Genomic DNA, 18,012 nt, shown 5'->3' with positions numbered 1-18,012 from the left:
ACTTAGATTATCTAAGTTTTAGTGGTGACATGTGAATACAGACATTCAACTTTACGCTGACGAATCGCTCGAAAGCTTCTTGTTGCGCTTATCGCAAGAGCAAGGCTACGAGCGATTTTCTCATTTCGCGGAAGACATCTGGCATGACACGATGGAGCAGCATGAAGCGATTCCTGGTGCATTCCCTCTTGAACTGAACCTAGTCAATATCTACCACGCGCAAACCACCAGTCAAATGCGTGCTCGCGTTTTCATCTATCTTGAAAAGCAGCTCAAACTCAATAATTTTGGCGTGCTCAAGCTATCTTTAGCGCACTCTAAGTCAAAATTTTCACCAGAATTTAAAGCTCTTAACCGTTTTGGTACGGATTACCCCTACGCGCTTATTCGAAAGCGATTCACACCTATATGCCCTCAGTGCTTAGAAGACGCACCATATATTCGGCAGCAGTGGCAGTTCATTTCCTATCAAGCTTGTCATCTTCATGGCTGCAAATTGCTCCATCGCTGCCCAGAGTGCAGTTCATTACTCGAATATCAAATGACGGAAAGTGCAACACAGTGCGAGTGCGGATTTGATTTGATCGGATGCAAAAGCGGAAAAGCGCCTGAACCAGAATACATGGTGGCGCTTTGGTTGTCTGGAGGTAAAACGGAAGCTTCTAGCGGTGTCATGGCACAAGAGATGACCGTATCAGAACGATATGGATTTATGCTGTGGTACGTTAATCGATATGGTGATCTTGATGACATCAATCTTGAGTCTTTCGTCCAGTCTTGTGTTTCATGGCCTAACATATTGAAAGAAGACCTAGACGAACGAGTAAAAAAGGCAGAACAGGTGAGAGTGAAAGACTGGAAGCAGATGTTCTTTTCTGAAGTCTTTGGAAGCCTGTTAAAAGGGTGTCGGCAGTTACCAAGCCGCCAATTGAGCAAAAATATCGTACTTACCGAAGTGTTGGCTTATCTCACCCGCTTAGTCGCTGATAGCCCAGCAACCGCTAAAGGAAACATCGGCGATGTTCTTTTAAGCCCTTTAGAAGCGTCTAGCTTGCTTTCATGTGTTACCGATGAAGTCTATCGGCTTTATGAGTTTGGTGAAATCAAAGCCGCTATCCGCCCTAGAATGCACATTAAAATAGCGAGCCATGAATCTGCGTTTACGTTGAGAAGCGTGATTGAAACGAAACTGACAAGAATGTGCTCTGAAAGCGATGGTCTTAGTGTGTATCTACCAGAGTGGTAACCATGAAAAAACTTAGTGATTTACTTGCAATTGAAGATAGCATAGTGAAGCAAGCAACCTTGAAAAAGGTGTTTATGCCGTACTCTGAAAACGTCGATATTGACGGTTGCGAAAAAGAAGCTTTGACTATATTAGTTAATTTAAGCTCACACCATAAAGGCGACAAGTGTGCCGATTGGCTAGATGAAGAACGGGCAAAAAGACATCTAAAAAATACCGAGAACATTGAAGATTCGCTAGCGGAAATCAAATGGCTTCATACCCATAATCTGAAATTTCCAGACTGCCGTGTAAAAGATCAGCGGGTAATAGCAAAGCCTCTGCCAACATCAGAGTCATTTATTTCTAGTGCAGTATCAGAATATAGCTTGGGTTGGGCACATAACGCAGCGGATTATCGCCATACACAGTGGATTTTGAACTCGTTTAATTGGCAGTCAAAGCCTGCAAATGTTCTCTTTTTGGCTCAGCAAGGAAATCCCGTTTGGCTCGAACTGCTTCAAGATCTGGGCTTAAATGTGAAAGATCTCGTACTTTTTCAAAAAACGATTCAATCGCAATTGCCGGTATCAACATTACCTGAATACGTTAACTCATATAGTAAGCAACTCAGATTTCCTTGGGGGAATGATTACCTATCGGTAACACCGGTTGTGAGTCATGCAATACAAAGAGAATTAGAGTGTAGGCGCAGAGATCCAAATAGTTCCCTTAATTTTGTGACTATGTCACTGCCTAACTCTGCCAGTATCGGCAATTTGTGTGGTAGCGTCGGTGGCTATATGAAAGTGCTCAACTACCCGATTGGTGCCAGGCTCAATTCGGAAAAGACTTTGTCAGTTAGCCGTCAAAAAAGCGGCCGTTACTTTGATGACTATCAGGTCACGAACTCTAAAATTTGTAAGGTGTTGAGCCACTTGATTGGCGCAGAACCTTTAAAAACACATAAACAGCGAACGAAGGCACGAAAAGACCAAGCAAAGATACTGCGTCGACAAATTGCGTTGTGGATACTGCCATTGATTGAATTAAGAGACTTGGCTGAATCTGAGCCGAAGAAGCCATTAATTGAGCATTCCGAACAGTTAGTTCAAAACTTTCTTACACTGCCGGAGTCAGAGCTTCAATCTTTAGCGACATTGTTTAACCAGCGTTTGCACTTTGCGTTTCAAGAAAATGAATTTGCCAGAAAGTTTGCCTATCACCCCAAGCTAATGCAAGTCGCTAAGGCCCAAGTAAAATGGGTTTTAGATAAGCTAAGCCAGCCGCACAATACCACTACCCCGGTGCATGAAGAACAGTATATTTATCTGTCGTCTTTGCGAATACAAGACGCGGTAGCAATGAGTAGCCCTTACCTTTGTGGTGCGCCGTCACTGACGGCTATCTGGGGGGTTATGCATCACTACCAAAGAGAGTTTAACCAGTTAATCGATGGTAGTGCTAACTTCGAGTTTTCTAGTTTCGCTCTTTATGTACGAAGTGAAGCGATTCGCAATACAGCAAAGCTGACAGAACCGAATTCGTTGGCGAAAGCTAGGACAATATCTAATGCTATGCGCCCTACGATTAGGCGAGAGATGTTAACCGATCTGGAAATAGACTTGGTTATCAAGGTCAAAAGTAATGACAGAATATCGGACTATGCAACGGCTCTAAAAGCCTCGCTGCCGTTCACCTTCGCTGGGGGGACTTTGTTTCAACCGCTTATATCATCGAACAAGAAATGGTTGCGTACTTTTAACGGTTGTACCGATCTTTTCTATTCGTTAAAAGGCTTACCAGCTTATGGCAGTTGGTTGTATGCGTGTGATAAACAACCAAAGGACCTCGATGAGCTTGAGGCGTCATTAGAGAGGAATCATGATGTTCTGCCTATTTCTCTTGGCTTTCATTTTCTAGAGCAACCTAAAACGCGTAAGAACGCCCTAACGGGGAGTCACGCATATGTGGAAAATGCATTAGGTATCGCTGAACGAGTTAACCCAATAGAAGTTCGATTTGCAGGGAGAGATCACTTTTTTAATCATGCCTTTTGGTCGCTAGAATGCAGTGGCGAAACTATTCTTATAAAAAAGGATAGGAATTAGTCGCTTATGGAACTCTGTAGTCAGCTTAATTATGTACGTTCACTTTCATCGGGCAAGGCGTGTTTCTATCACTTAGGTAACAGTGATGAAATATGCCCGCTTTCAATCGATAGAACTCGTTTGCGAGCCCCTAAAGGTGGCTATGCTGAAGGCTACAAGGGTAGTAAGTTTCAACCCAAAAATGTTGCGCCTCAAGATTTGGCTTATGCCAACCCTCAGTTCATTGAAGAGTGCTATGTAACCCCTGGCGTCGATGAGATCTACTGTGCATTTTCATTACGAATTAGAGCTAACTCGTTAGGTCCTGATGTGTGCTGTGACGACAACGTTCGAGAGCAACTCACACATTTGGCCCATATTTACAAAGAGCTGAATGGGTATCGAGAACTTGCCCAGCGGTATGCCAAAAATATTTTGTTAGGCACATGGCTTTGGCGTAATAGAGAGTGTCGGGGAATAACGGTTGAAGTTACGACCAGTGATTCACATACCATCACGGTCGAAAATGCTGAAAGACTTTCTTGGTATGGGCATTGGGGCAAAGAGGCGACAGAGAGTCTCGAAAGTCTTACTGTCTATTTAGCCAAAGCACTGTCTGACAAGTCTGAGTATTTTTACATGGACGTTAAGGCAAAGATTGGTGTTGGTTGGGGAGATGAGGTTTACCCTAGCCAAGAGTTTCTAGATAGTCGTCAAGAAGGCCTGCCAACCAAACAATTGGCAACGGTTGAGTTAAGCTCTGGACAAGAGACGGCTGCGTTTCATGCGCAGAAAATCGGTGCTGCATTACAGTCGATAGACGATTGGTGGCACCAAGAGGCCGATAAGCCTTTACGAGTTAATGAATATGGTGCTGACAGAGAGTATGTTATTGCTCGAAGGCACACTAAATCGGGAAACGATTTTTATCAGTTGCTTCGTAATACCGAGAAGTGGATTGAGACTATGGAACAGTCGCAAACTATTCCTAATGACGTCCATTTTATTATGTCGGTGTTGATTAAGGGCGGTTTGTTTAACTGCTCTAAGTTTAAGTCTGAGTCTAAGTAAGGCAAGTGATGACGTGATGCCCAAACGATACTTTTTTACGATACGTTATATCCCTGAGCGTGCAGACTGTGGGCTCTTAGCTGGTCGGTGTATTGAACAAATGCATGGCTTTGCAGCTAACAATCCTCAGGCGAAAAGTAGCATTGGTGTTAGTTTTCCGAGCTGGTGCAGTGAATCTGTAGGCCATAGCATAGCTTTTGTTGCTGCGAACAAGGATCTGTTGGTAGGACTGTCTTTTCAGCCATATTTTTCATTGATGGTAAATGAGGGACTATTTGAAGTATCGACTGTTGATGAAGTCCCCAATGAGCTTCCGGAGCTTAGATTTGTTCGTAATCAAGCCATAGGAAAGAGTTTTGTTGGCTCTAAAAAACGTAGAATCAAGCGGAGCTTAGTGCGATCAGAAACCATTGACGAAAAACACCTACCTAAAGCTAACGAAATCCGTGAGTTTGAACATTTTCACAAAGTACCAATTTCCAGTGGTTCATCAGGACAAGACTTTATCTTACACCTACAAAGAGAGCAGACAGTCGAGTCAGTAGCGACTGGTTTTAATTGTTACGGGTTTGCCACAAATAAAGATTGGCGAGGAACCGTTCCAGACTTTCGCTTTAACCCTAATTAAATGGAATAAAAATTATCGTTTAAAAATATAGTGTTAAAATTCGCAAAGAAAAAAGGGTATTTGGCATGATTGTGCGTGTTTAGTTTGTGAATCATATAATTAGAGTCTATGTTTAACAGTGACCTGCCGAATAGGCAGCTAGGAAACGATACAAACCGTTCAAATTAGACCCTAACAGTGACCTGCCGAATAGGCAGTTAAGAATAGGCCTGGAAGAGAGCATCCAGCCTGCTGAACAAGCAGAATGTAATTAAAACCACTGAGTTTAGGCTTGGTGGTTTTTTGTTGCAGTTTCGCAAGAGACTGGAAGTGAACGATAGTTAAGCACTTAGACTAAAATGCTTAAAATTCTTATGCTTTCAGCTTGCAAAGGAAGGGAGGGATGGCTGATAATCACCTCACTCTTTGGCGAGATGCTCACAAAGACAAAAATCAATGGAGACCCTGGTTCTCTCGCAACAATAGCTCGTGAACTCGGTCAGATTCGGAAGAAAGCAGCCGCAGCGAGTGACTTGTGTGCCGGGATGTAGCTGGGGTTTCCACCCATTAGAAAAGCCGCTTTTATTAGCGGCTTTTTGCTATCTAGAGTTTGTGGGGTTTTATTTTTTCAAGGTAAGAGTGTGCTGGATCTCATCATTAATTTTTGTTCTGGTATTTAAACTGAATACTAACGTTTGAATACCGAGTAGACTTAATAATTTAGTAAATCAAACGCCTGTGAATTTCTTGTTCGAAAAATCCAAATGACACATATAGTACTACCCAATAGCATATGGAGAACCTTTTGTTTTTGTCATTATGAAGAGATTTTAGCGAGTGATTGTGATGTGATCACCGTTGTTACCATGAAAAACCGTTCCGTTAGTGATTCCACATCGGCTGTGTAAGGGAGCCCAACTCTTGTTGGTAGCACGTATTTTGATAGTTAGATTTTGAGAAAATGCCATCATTATTATACTCGTAGTTAGTGGATTATCCGCATCTGCACTAGGATCTGCATATGCATCTGCCAATGTTGAGTACCATTTGTTGTCAACTTTAAATTGTAATAAGCGTATCCATTGACCGATACCTTTATCACCAGTCGCACATATTTTTAGCTCTTGAATAGGGCCTGTCGATTCTTGTGCTAGCGAAAAAGGTGCTACAACGATTAGCATTATCGCCAAAATAATTTTTTTCATATTTCCGATCCGTATATTCATCTCATTAGCAATCTAGAGAGTGATTAGATTATAAATATGCCGATACATTACCAATAAAGTTAATAGAGGGAGTTCAGCAAAGCTAAAAACTATACCATGCGTCCTTTGTCTGTAAAGTGAATATTGTTTTAGTTAGCTTATTAAATTTAGTTGTGAGATAAGTATCGCATTCAATTCATTCCTGCAGTGGTGTAAAAACTCATGTTCAGTATTTTTTTTGCCTTTATTTAATTGCATCTAAAAGCTTTATTTGGGTTGGCTCAAAAAAATTACTGTAGATAGTCTGTCTATTGGGGCTGACAATGTTACTAGTGGAAACCTTTTCTGATGAATCAGTCACTCACGAAGGTGGGGTGAATTTGTTCATTGACCTGGCGGTAATTAAAAGATAAATATCGCACTTTTCAGCAATGATTCTGGTTATTCTGTTGCAATAGTTGATGAAGGTTTAGGTAGCTTAGAAAACCGAAAAATCTAATATTGTTCCAACGGTTTTCGTAACAAAGCCATTATCCAATAGAACATTGGGAACACATTAAAAATAACCCGATGGAGTCGATTTTTGCAACTTAGCAACTAAAAACGCATGAAGTAAATAGTCGTGCTTGCCTGAAGAACACCTTGATGATGTTTAAACTAACCTAAGTGGCAGAAAAATAGATGGTAACGGCTACGAGGGTTGAAGTTGTTGGTTTCCGTAATGACAAGGGTATAATTCATAGCCGTCTGGGGACAACCAAAATCAGTAATATCTTAATTTTTAAGCCTTTTAATTCCAGTTAATTTAAGCAGAAATAGGAGGTATATTCAATGCAAATAAGTTAGCTTGTTAGTATTTGAGGTATGAATCACAATCCACTCCAATTTGTTTGATGTTACGTGTTAAAACGCTAAAGTCTCGTCTTATTTCATTTATTCGTGTTTGTATGTGGAAGTGTGTCTTCTTTGTAACCGCTGCGATATCAATCTTTATTTGTTCTAAATTGTTTTATTTAGAACTGATGACGTTGGAATATCGTTCAGAGTATTCTAATTTAGTATTGGCTGAATCTGATGGGAATGTTTCAATAAATGAATACCCATCACCAGTGATTAGTTTACAGCAATTGATCGCCGTCAATGCTGAAGAAGAGACTAACCAATTGAATATTGGATTAGGTGTAATGAAACCCGAAAATGAATCCCCAGAAGTTAACTTGACCGAACTGCGCACTCGCCTTAACACTCTTGTTGCAATTAATGAGAACAAATAACGCCATGGAAGTATTACGCCCTATTTTGAATATACTGTTGAAGCTCACAGCGGTATTTATTTTTGTTGTGAATGGCCCACATGCGATCGCTTCTTCTCCCAGTGGGGACGCACGAATTGTCCTTTCTGGTCAATACCAAACTTCTGGTGGGCAGGCGAATTATACGTTGCCAATAACTGTTTCGCCGGGGAGAGCAGCTCATCAACCACAACTCGGGTTGGCTTATCGCAGTAATGGTAATAGTGACGTGCTCGGTATGGGGTGGAGTTTGCGTGGGGTTTCTGCCATTACGCGTTGTGGACAGGATCTGATAACCGATCACCAAAGAGGCGGAATTCGATTTGACGCGGAAGATCGTTACTGTCTTGATGGGCAAAGACTGATTGCGATTACCGGTTCCGATGGTGGCAATTTAACCGAGTATCGCACGAAGAAAAATGGTTACGCAAAAGTCGTCTCATATGGCCGCAATGCAGGCGGCCCCGAATTTTTTAAAGTGTGGACGCAAGATGGGCGCGTGCGCGAATATGGCCATAAAGCGGAAGCGAGAGCAACGTTACCCAAAAGTAAGCATGCATATCAATGGCTACTGAATTCCGATACCGATGCTTCTGGTGAGAATACCATTCAGTACCAGTACAGCGATTTTGGTACAAAGAACGGGGTGCCACTCATAAAAAGCGTCGTTTATGCTGGCGGGAAGGTGACGTTTGAATACAAAACAAGAAGCGATGTACGCCGCTTTTATTTAGGTGGGGACCAGATTGTCAAAGACAGACTCATGTCTACCATCAACACATTTGATGCCGCTCACGTTAAAGTCGGCACCTATCAGCTCACTCATAAAGTGTCTTCTGCAACCTCACGAACCTTACTCGAACGCATACAATACTGCACACTAGAGGGATGTTCCTCCTCTATCCTGTTTGATTGGCAGAGCCGTCCAATCGTTGAATGGTCTGGGTTTCAAAGCACGGGATTAAAGGCGCCACGTTTTTACGATGAGGATCGAGATGGTCAGGCTACCGCGTATGGCGTCCTGTCTGAAAATACCCAAACGGGCAAATACCAAGTTAAAGATCTTCAAGGAAACACACACAGTAACGTTGCATCATTTACGCTAAAAGGTAAGCTTGGCGAGCCTAAGTTAGCGTTGAACCAGTGTAAGTACAACTTGGCATCAAGCTATGTTAACGGCAAAGGTGAATTCACGCCATATTGTCAGTTTTCTCAATGTACTGGCAATTCTTGTCAATACTCATCGAATGGTTTGAATGCGGGTGACATCGACGGGGATGGGATCACTGAAACCATTTCGGGATTTTCAATCGCTGACTTTAATGGCGATGGTATTGATGACAAACATCGTTTTGATGTGGTCAACGGGGGTTATGCCTATGAAATTTCCGGCGGTCTATCGGGTGCATTGCCCTCTGCGGGAAGTTTAGAGCTCAAAAGCATGGCAGACGTTAACCGCGATGGCTATCTAGATGTGATCATGGGGCCATCGAGCGGGAGTGATCACTTATATGTCTACTTGTTTACAGGAAACACGTTTACCGAACCGACCAAAACGAAATTCAAGGTCGAAAGCACAGATCGCATTAACTTCGCTGATATTAATGGCGATGGGTACCCAGAGTTGGTGGCAAAGAATACGTTCTATCAGAACCTGTTCGGTGAGATCAGTGAAACCGTTCTCTACGAAGCAAGCCAAGAAGTGTATTCGTTGCAAGACATCAACGGAGATGGGTGGGTAGACATACTTTCGCGTGGCAGTAATACCGCCAACGTAGATAGGCAGCTTTCTGTCGCGCATCAGCAAGATAAGCTAACAAAAGTCACCGAACATGGCGTCAGTTACACCATTCGTTACTTACCCGCGACGGATAGCAACGTTTATACTCAAGGCTCGGCAATTAAGTCATTCCCGTATCAGTCTGTCACCCCAGCCGTCGAGCTGGTTTATACGGTAGAAAAACAGCCGCAAGGTTACGCCAAAACGCACTATCAATACCATTACGCTGGGGCGCTTTCTCATTTACAAGGCGGTGGTTTTCTCGGCTTTGCAACGGTCACAGAAACGGAAATCGCCGCCGTCACCACCCGCACGGAAACAGAATTTGAACAAGAAGACTTAACACTGGCCGGAAGTGTTAAATCAGTGCGAGTCATTAAAAATGGGAAAAAGACGTCAGAGGCGACGTATCAATATCACAGTAAAACCTTTCCCGGTTATGACGCAGACTATTATCAAACCTATGCCAATCAGGTGCAGAGAAAAAGTTTTACACTGGGTACTCAAATTGCACAGCGGATAGAAACCATCACTCGAAATGTGGATAGATTCGGCAATGTGACAAAGGAAGTCCGTCAGTTTACCGGTGAGCAAGCACACGCGGGCAGCTACACCCAAACCACCGTCAATCAGTACCTGTCCCCCGGTCAACACCAGAATAGAACCGTTTATCAATTGGACCGAAATTCGACTCACTTGTTACCTGAGCTGGCTCAGTTTAAAGCCGGTTTTACTCGGTACTGCAGTGAGAATGGTGAGGTTTACTTTAAAGCCAACGATCTGATTGTGCTCATAGGGATGCCGGTTACCACACCTATCCTAGCGAAGCGAAACCCCAATTATTACCGATTATCGACCCCCAAGGTACAAACCCTTGATGACCGAAGCGTGGTCACGGGTCATTTGAGCACGGCGTCGAAAGCAGAATTTGATAGCGCCAATCTCCATATTTGCGGGCAGATGTCATTCACAAATCAGGGAGGCAAAAGGGAGTTACAGCAACTGGCTTCTTCTGTCCCTAAATTGGTGACGGAAAGTGGCGGTCAATTTTGGACACTCTTTGCCCCTGAAATAAAAACGGTAGTGCTAAAAGATAACAGCACAGGTTTAAGCCGCACAACTAAAACGCAGTTTGATTACCATAACACCGGTTTTATGAAGCAGCAGACCGTATTAGGCTCGGACTATGAAAGCGGTGCCCTCGCCTCTAAATCGACCTCCATAGCTTGGCAGTATGATAAATGGGGGAATACTAAGAGTGAGACCTTATCAGGCACGGGGTTTACTCCAAGAATAACAAAATATGAATACGATCCAAATGGCCTAGATTTAACATATCAAGTCAATGCGAAAGGACACCGTACAGGCGTTAAATACAATGCACGTGGTCTTTTGTTTGAGACAACAAGCGCATTAAAAAATCGAATCAGCACATTTGGTTATGACAGTTTTGAACGTGTAACTCAGGAAACCTTGCCAGGCAAAGGGAACACAAGCACGACAGATTACAAATTGGGGGATGCGTGTTCTTATGCCTTACCCCAAACCGTCAGTTGCACCATCTACAGCCCTGCGGAAGGCGGTAAGAAGATTGCCCATTATGATTATGCTGGGCGGGAGATTCGCCAGTTACATCAGGGGTTTAACGGGCAGTGGGTGAGCACGGATACCCATTGGGATATCAGCGGCCGAAAAACCCAAGTGACGCGTCCTTACTTCATTCGAACCCAGAAAACGCCGCCATTTGTCACCTTTAGCTACGACGTGTTAAACCGCGAAATAAGTAAGTCAGAGCCGGATACAAACGGCAATAGGTCACGGTTCACCACCCGATATGACGGGCTTAAAACCGAGACGACTGATGCCAAAATGCAAAAGAGAGACGTTACGATCAATGTCATGGGCTACATTTTGCGTAAGAATGAGCCACTCGGCGCTTTCCAAACCTATCGTTACTATCCAGATGGCAAACTTCGCAGCAGCTCGGACTCTAAATCCAATACGACCCATGTACGTTATGACAGCCTCGGTTTCCGAAGTGATCTCAATGATCCCGATATGGGCGTTTGGCATTATCAATACAACGCACTGGGTGAATTAACCTATAAACGTGATGTGAATGGGGCCGAAACCCGGCTCACTTATGACTCCCTTGGCCGTAAGCTCACTCAGCAAGAAGGCGGGCAAACATCACGTTGGGTTTATGATGAAAATGGTGCGCAAGGGACGTTATCTCGCTTCACAGGACATGGTAATACCACCGAGTACGCCTACGATGCGAATGGCTTAACTCAGCAAGTGACGGTGTCCAGTGGTCAAGAACGACTGGCGACCGGGTATTCTTATGATGGTTTTGAGCGCCTGCAACGAGAAATCAGGCCAAACGGGGGCGCAAACAACACAGGGCGACTTGAGGTCGAGTACGTATATAACCCTTACGGCTATCAATCGGCGGTGCGAAGCCCACGAAGTGCGGCCGACGATGACTATTCCAACGATAAATTTATTCATGAAATTCGTCAGCTTCTGCGCTTAGCCTTAGAGAAAGCCAACGGCTACCTTACCCGTGCAGAGCGATATCAAACACAGGCGGTCGATTTTAAACAAAAAGCGCAACAGTTGCGAAACTCAACCATCAACGAGCATCAACTGGACGCCGCTTCTGTCGGCTTGCTGGGTAATGAACACAAATTTGCCCAGTGGTGTAATACCGAGGGAGATTGTTACCTAAAACCGATGGGGTGGGTGATCATCGGTGTGCCGACGTCTTTTCCTATTGAAGCGGTGGTTAAAGGGCCCATTTACCGCCTCGATTCCAGGTATTCACACAACAGTGGAACCCAGCGAGTTTTTAGCACGTCACTAATATCAGTGACTAAGGCGGAGTTTTCTGCTCATGCGACCACGCAAGAGCACGACTTTGTGGTGAAAACAGCCAGTAACGGTCAGCGTTCGTTATACAGTGAACACGATGTCTTTGTCGCACAACCGGATGATAAAACAAAGCAAGCGTTGGTTTATACCGCCGATGATTTGGACCAAGCCGCCAAATTGGCCTCGCAGAAGCAAAAACACTTTGCCGGTTTAGCAGACAAGCTGATCAGTCTTTCGGAACAGGTTGCACAGCTGAGTGGTATTTATTGCCAAGATGCAAAAAATGTCGGCGGAAAACACGTTTCGTTAACTCACCGCTGGGCAGCTTGCGACAACGCGCCCACTCAATTTGGTCAAGCGGATGAGTTGCAATTGATGCTGACACAAGCGGAGTTAGAAGCGTCTGTTGGCGGCCAGCAATACATTTACTATTGGCAGCGTCGAGATACCGATGCCTATAACCACACTCTTTCAGAAGTGTTAGGCAATGGGTTGGTGAATACGTATGAACACAACGCCAATACGGGCCGTGCGGCGCGGATCCAAACCACAAATTCTGGAAAACAGATCCGTTCTCTTCACTACCGTTATGATCAGCACAATAACGTCAAATCCCGTTTTGATGAAGAGTTGGGTATCACGGACAACTGGCAGTACGATGCCTTAGACCGAGTGAAACGAAATACCCTTGCCTTAGCCGACAAAACAAGGCACGGGGTCAACAATACCGACTTAACTCGTGCATTTGATTACCGCTATGACAGTGTAGGCAACATCGAGTTCAAGACAGGCATTGGCGGTTATACATACAGTAAAAAGAACGCAGGGCCACATGCGGTTACGCAAGCGAATGGGCTCAATTACGCTTATGATGCGGCGGGCAACATGCAACGCGCATGGAAATTGGGCGCTCAAACCGACGAGCGAACTCTGACTTGGACGGCGTTCAATAAACCAGAGAGCATTACCCGTAACGGCAAAAAGGTCGAATTCTTTTACGATGCCAACCACAACCGTTACCGAAAGAAAACCAGTGACGGCAAAGAGACCTTCTACTTCGGTAAAAGCTATGAAAAAGTCACCGATACCCAAACAGGCGAAGTGCAGCATCAGCACTTCATCTACGCCGATGGCAAACTGATTGCCCTGAACACCCAAACCCGAAACGCAAATAACACCCCAAAACAAAAACAAGTGCGTTACCTGCACTACGACGCGCTCAATTCCGTGGATTTAATCACCGATGGGTACGCCAACGTGGTAGAGCGCCGAAGCTATGATACTTGGGGGAAACAGCGAAAAGTCAGTTGGCGTAACAGCAATAACCCCGCAGAAGTATTGCAGCAAGCGATAACCAACCGAGGCTACACAGGGCACGAAGCCATCACTGAAGTGGGCCTTATCCACATGAATGGCCGAGTGTACGACCCCGAGCTGGGCCGATTTACCAGCGCAGACCCTTACATCCAAGCGCCATTCGAAACCAACAGCTTTAACCGGTATTCGTACGTTTGGAATAATCCGTTGAAGTACACGGACCCAACGGGTTACAAAACGTTTTCCGAATGGGCGAGTGATGCATGGGACAGCGTGACGGACTTCTTCAGTGGTGGAGGGAGCGGCAGTTATACCAATAATGGCAATAGTGACGGCTCCCATGCGAATTATGGCTATACCACCTATAAAAATGGGAATGGGTTCGCTCCCTCACGCAGTGTCGATATCAGTTGGGGCAATGACCTTGGTTTTATCCAAGGATGGAATTCAGATAAGTGCGTTGGCTCTACCTGTACGGACGCATTTGTAGAAGCGTTCAGCTTTACAGGTTTGGGCTCAGTTGTCGTCGGTAGTTATGATGCAATGCATGACATATCGGACACCCTTGACCTGTATTCTAATGACAAAATATCGGCTGGCGCATTCGGTACGAGTGTCGCCACCTCAATTGGCATTGCAATAGTCGAGCGTAAGTTAAAATTAGGGGGTGAAGTCGCTGAGAGTGTGTATGATAGGGTTACAAAGAGAGCAAGGCGCAACGGGCATTTGGCTGGCGGCAAGCATCCGAAAACAGGTATTCCTTTCGACAAAAAAGGACATCCAGATTTCTCCAGTGTTTCGAAAAAGGATGTGGAAATCGAATTTACTGGTAGTCGGAGGAAAGATGTTAAAGCTGCAAATGAAGCTGGAGGGTATAAAAAGACCCCAGAAGGCCATGTTTGGCATCACCATCAAGATGGTACAACGATGCAGCTTGTCCCGCGTGATATTCATACGAAAACTGGTCACGATGGTGGATTTTCTGGAGGATAACAGCGAGTGATACTATGTTAGATACAATTGATAACCCTGGTAGATCTATATCTGAATCAGAGTTAAAGGAAATTGCTTTATATACTGAGTTAGAGTTTCCTACTAGCTATAAAGAATTTCTATTAAAGTTTAACGGCGGCAGTCCATCTCCAGATGCGTTTCCTATAAAAGGGCATTCTGAGGAAATTGGAGGCATCCAGGTTTTCTTTGGCATAGACAGGGAGGTTGAATCTAGCTGCTTAAACTGGAATTACAATGAATATAAAAGTAGGTTGCCTGATTCATATATCCCAATTGCGTGTAGCGATACAAACGATTTAATTTGTTTAGTATTGTCTGAGGTTAAACATGGAAAGATAGTTTTTTGGGATGCTGAAGATGAAAGAAGTAGAAATTATTTAGGTAATATTTATGAAGTGGCTGATAGCTTCGATCTGTTGCTAGAAATATTATTTGAAGATTGATTTGTAGCTGTAACAATAAATTTTTGTAGTTCAAGGCCCGCAATCGCGGGCTTTTTAAGGGGCTGTTGCAACTAATCACCTCATCCCTATCCAAGCTGAGTTGAAATGAACAGTTAAAGTGTGATCCTTATTGGTTTCAAAATGTGATGCACAAATATGAATAGGACAAACTGTAGTAAAGTTACAACACAGCTTTCTTGTCGCATGAAAAATTTGAAATCTATTGCTGCAATCTTATGCTAACTATTGTTGCAAAGTGGACTGTAACAGACTGAAATGTGGTCGATGTTTATGTTGACTTATGTTGCAAACATCACCATTCAAAAAGCCGCTTTTATTAGCGGCTTTTTGCTATCTAGAGTTTGTTGATTTTAATCTGTTTATGGTAAGAGTGTGCTGGCTCGTGCTCTGGTATTCAAACTGAATACTAACGTTTGAATACCACGTACATGACCGAACCTATTGAGCGACAGTTACTCATTCCTTACTAGGGATGCCAATTCGCCGACTTGAACCTACTGACTGAATAATTTTCAGTCCATTCGGGTAATAAAGGTTTGTTCGTCATCCACAAAAGCCACAAAGCCACCGTGATAGATAAACACCCGGCCACGCCCCTCAACTAGGCAGGCAAGTTGTGGGTTTAAATCTTCTTCGTTATTCTGGCTTTGAAAGGTTCCGGTATCGGTGATTACGCCGCTGAGTTTAGGTAAATATCCATAAGTGCGTTTGGCTTGATCAATCAGGCTTAATTCGCTGGTGGTAGAGAAGCAAGAGGGGATCGCTCCGGCGTCTTCGATAAACATAGTTTTCAGTTCTTCAAAAGCGGTAATAACCAGCCAGTCGATGCCGTTAACATGATGGATAAACATTGAGTTTCTCGGTAATTCTGATGCTGAGATTCTATCACTATCAGGGGCAGAACGTAGTAGAGATTTAGTTTGGCATTTGACGTACTTTTCCTCGTGACAAAAACTCTAGCTATACGGCCAAATTTGTTCATCCAGTACAAGCGCAAAAAAACGAGTGATTAACTTCGGTTTACATTTCGTCGATTTCGTTTTGTAGGCTTTCTAGTTGATCCAGAATCAATAAAAACTTCTCACCAAACGGAGTCACTTGGTACTCAACTCTTGGTGGGAGTTCGTTGAATATTTGTTTATTTAAAATCCCAAACTCTACATTTCGCTTCAAACATTCATTCAATACCTTGGTCGATAACCCTTCGACCAAGCGCACCATTTCACCCGGGCGATTGACACCATTTGCTAGTAATTGGTAAACCGTTAGCGACCATTTACAGCCGTAGATGGTTTCTACCATACGAGCTGAGCGCTCTGGCGCTGACTTTCTTGAAAAAAAGTTTTCCTGATTTTTCATAAAGATGTACCAATAAGTACCTACCTAACCGATTTGTACTTACTATTCATAGTGTTAGTTGAAAGCCTAAGATTACCACGTTCACATGACTTAGGAGATAACAAAATGAACTTCACTAAAAACGGCATTGCAGTAGTAATCGGTGGCACAAGTGGTATGGGCTTTGAAACAGCGAAGCAGTTAGTCGCTCAAAACATCCATGTGTTGGTGGTCGGCAATAACTCAACTAAGTTAGATAAAGCGGTGTTGGAACTTCAATCAGTAGGTCACGCTTCAGGCTGGCAAGCTAACCTTTATGATGATTCAAGCGTCTCACGTCTTATTGATCATTTAGAGTCATTAGATGAAGGCATTGGTTACCTTGTTAATGCGGCAGGTTACTTCAACCCTAAAGCGTTTATCGAGCACCAAGAGTCGGACTACGACCAATATATGCAGCTTAACAAAGCGACTTTCTTTATCACACAAGCAGTAAGCAACTTGATGATTAAAAATGGTGGAGGCAACGTGGTTAACGTTGGTTCTATGTGGGCTAAACAAGCAATCAAAGCGACCCCCTCTTCTGCATATTCAATGGCGAAGGCTGGATTGCATTCATTAACGCAGCATATGGCGATGGAACTGGCGGATCACAACATTCGTGTAAACGCGGTTTCTCCGGCTGTTGTTAAAACGCCAATTTACGAGTCTTTCATCAAGCCAGAAGAAGTGGATCAAGCGCTAGAAGGCTTTAACGCGTTCCACCCAATTGGTCGAGTGGGTTTACCGAAAGACATCGCGAACAGTATCTCTTTCTTACTGTCAGACAGTGCTGATTGGGTAACGGGCGCGATCTGGGATGTGGATGGTGGCGTGATCGCTGGTCGTAATTAACGGAGCATAGTTATAATAGATCCCAGTTTTAATAGATCATCGTTTGGGAGGTGGCGGCGTGAGCAAATAGCAGCGAAGTGGCCCCCCTTGATGATTATTTGCGCAGAATAGAAACTAGAAAGACAATAAAATTAAAACGATAATAAGAGTAAGGTCGTTACTATGTTAAACATGGACTTTTCAAAGAGACTGGTTATTGAAACCGAACCACTAGATTGGATTGCGAGCCCAGCGAAAGGGGTATGGCGTAAGCCGTTAGAAAGAGAAGACAAAGAGTCGGGCCACACGACCAGCGTGGTGAGGTATGATCCACAATCTTCGTTTTCTGAGCACCCGCACCCACAAGGAGAAGAGATCTTGGTCTTAGATGGTATCTTCTCTGATGAAACCGGAGATTTCCCCGCGGGCACTTATATTCGTAACCCACCTGGTAGTGCGCACTCACCATCAAGTAAAGGTGGCTGCACGATCTTGGTTAAGCTTAATCAGTTTGATGCGAGAGACTTAACTCAAGTTCGTATCAATACTCTGGAAACGGATTGGCTTCCGGGGATAGGTGGATTGCAAGTGATGCCACTGCACCAGTTCGAACATGAGCACGTTGCGTTGGTGAAATGGCCGGTGGGTGAACGTTTTCAACCGCATCGTCATTTCGGTGGTGAAGAGATCTTTGTGTTATATGGCACCTTTAAAGATGAACATGCCGAGTACCCAAAACACACTTGGATACGCAGCCCTCACATGAGCGAGCATTTTCCTTATGTGGAAGAAGAGACCGTTATTTTAGTGAAAACGGGTCATCTTCCAATTGATTAGCCAGTATTGAAGCTTAAAGCAAGAT

At 43.9% G+C, this 18,012-nt stretch carries 12 protein-coding genes and 1 other RNA gene; 10 read left to right on the top strand and 3 right to left on the bottom strand.

All coding sequences use genetic code 11. The features are described from left to right. Nucleotides 1-31 precede the first annotated feature (31 nt). The 5 genes from VTAP4600_RS09045 to ffs all read left to right on the top strand — a co-directional run bounded on the left by VTAP4600_RS09045 (nt 32) and on the right by ffs (nt 5,553). Nucleotides 32-1,246, top strand: a complete 1,215-nt coding sequence (locus VTAP4600_RS09045; RefSeq protein WP_102522499.1) for a TniQ family protein — start codon at nt 32-34, stop codon at nt 1,244-1,246. Between the two features lie 2 nt (nt 1,247-1,248). Next, nucleotides 1,249-3,336, top strand: coding sequence for a type I-F CRISPR-associated protein Csy2 (locus VTAP4600_RS09040; protein ID WP_102522498.1), 2,088 nt, complete (start codon nt 1,249-1,251; stop codon nt 3,334-3,336). Nucleotides 3,337-3,342: 6 nt separating this feature from the next. Further along, nucleotides 3,343-4,386, top strand: coding sequence for a type I-F CRISPR-associated protein Csy3 (gene csy3, locus VTAP4600_RS09035; protein WP_102522497.1), 1,044 nt, complete (start codon nt 3,343-3,345; stop codon nt 4,384-4,386). A gap of 16 nt (nt 4,387-4,402) precedes the next feature. Next, nucleotides 4,403-5,014 carry a type I-F CRISPR-associated endoribonuclease Cas6/Csy4 gene (cas6f, locus tag VTAP4600_RS09030; RefSeq protein WP_102522496.1) on the top strand — a complete coding sequence of 204 codons (612 nt, stop codon included), beginning with the start codon at nt 4,403-4,405 and terminating at the stop codon, nt 5,012-5,014. A gap of 442 nt (nt 5,015-5,456) precedes the next feature. Beyond that, nucleotides 5,457-5,553, top strand: an RNA gene (gene ffs / locus VTAP4600_RS09025) — signal recognition particle sRNA small type. Between the two features lie 270 nt (nt 5,554-5,823). On the opposite strand, the gene VTAP4600_RS09020 is transcribed toward ffs, so the two are convergent. Beyond that, entirely contained in the window at nt 5,824-6,198 is a 375-nt protein-coding gene (locus tag VTAP4600_RS09020; protein ID WP_102522495.1) for a hypothetical protein, read from the bottom strand. Nucleotides 6,199-7,145: 947 nt separating this feature from the next. Between VTAP4600_RS09020 and VTAP4600_RS09015 the strand changes: the two genes are divergently transcribed. Genes VTAP4600_RS09015 through VTAP4600_RS09005 form a run of 3 tightly spaced genes read left to right on the top strand, consistent with a single transcriptional unit; the run spans nt 7,146 to nt 14,918 of the window. Further along, a complete protein-coding gene (locus tag VTAP4600_RS09015) occupies nt 7,146-7,472 on the top strand; it encodes a hypothetical protein (protein WP_145958569.1) in 327 nt (108 codons plus the stop codon). Continuing rightward, on the top strand, nt 7,459-14,454 hold the full coding sequence (locus VTAP4600_RS09010) for an RHS repeat-associated core domain-containing protein (RefSeq protein WP_102522493.1): 6,996 nt from the start codon (nt 7,459-7,461) through the stop codon (nt 14,452-14,454). Before VTAP4600_RS09015 ends, VTAP4600_RS09010 begins: the two co-directional genes overlap by 14 nt. Before the next feature lie 14 nt (nt 14,455-14,468). After that, nucleotides 14,469-14,918 (top strand): SMI1/KNR4 family protein, encoded by a 450-nt coding sequence (locus VTAP4600_RS09005; protein ID WP_102522492.1) that lies wholly within the window; start codon nt 14,469-14,471, stop codon nt 14,916-14,918. A 533-nt stretch (nt 14,919-15,451) separates the two neighbouring features. Here VTAP4600_RS09005 and VTAP4600_RS09000 read toward each other — a convergent pair. Both VTAP4600_RS09000 and VTAP4600_RS08995 read right to left on the bottom strand, forming a co-directional pair. After that, entirely contained in the window at nt 15,452-15,790 is a 339-nt protein-coding gene (locus tag VTAP4600_RS09000) for a cytosolic protein (protein ID WP_102522491.1), read from the bottom strand. A gap of 169 nt (nt 15,791-15,959) precedes the next feature. Continuing rightward, complete coding sequence (locus VTAP4600_RS08995) at nt 15,960-16,298, bottom strand: winged helix-turn-helix transcriptional regulator (protein WP_102522490.1); 339 nt, start codon at nt 16,296-16,298, stop codon at nt 15,960-15,962. 105 nt (nt 16,299-16,403) lie between these two features. Here VTAP4600_RS08995 and VTAP4600_RS08990 point away from each other — a divergent pair, with 105 nt between their 5' ends. Together VTAP4600_RS08990 and VTAP4600_RS08985 are read left to right on the top strand one after the other, a co-directional pair. Next, nucleotides 16,404-17,171, top strand: a complete 768-nt coding sequence (locus tag VTAP4600_RS08990; RefSeq protein WP_102522489.1) for an SDR family NAD(P)-dependent oxidoreductase — start codon at nt 16,404-16,406, stop codon at nt 17,169-17,171. A gap of 162 nt (nt 17,172-17,333) precedes the next feature. Then, entirely contained in the window at nt 17,334-17,987 is a 654-nt protein-coding gene (locus VTAP4600_RS08985; RefSeq protein ID WP_102522488.1) for a cupin domain-containing protein, read from the top strand. Nucleotides 17,988-18,012 lie beyond the last annotated feature (25 nt).

This window comes from Vibrio tapetis subsp. tapetis, from assembly GCF_900233005.1.
In the GTDB taxonomy this organism is placed as follows: domain Bacteria; phylum Pseudomonadota; class Gammaproteobacteria; order Enterobacterales; family Vibrionaceae; genus Vibrio; species Vibrio tapetis.
The sequence above is the reverse complement of the archived record's forward strand: the minus strand, read 5'-3'. Positions and strand labels throughout refer to the sequence as shown.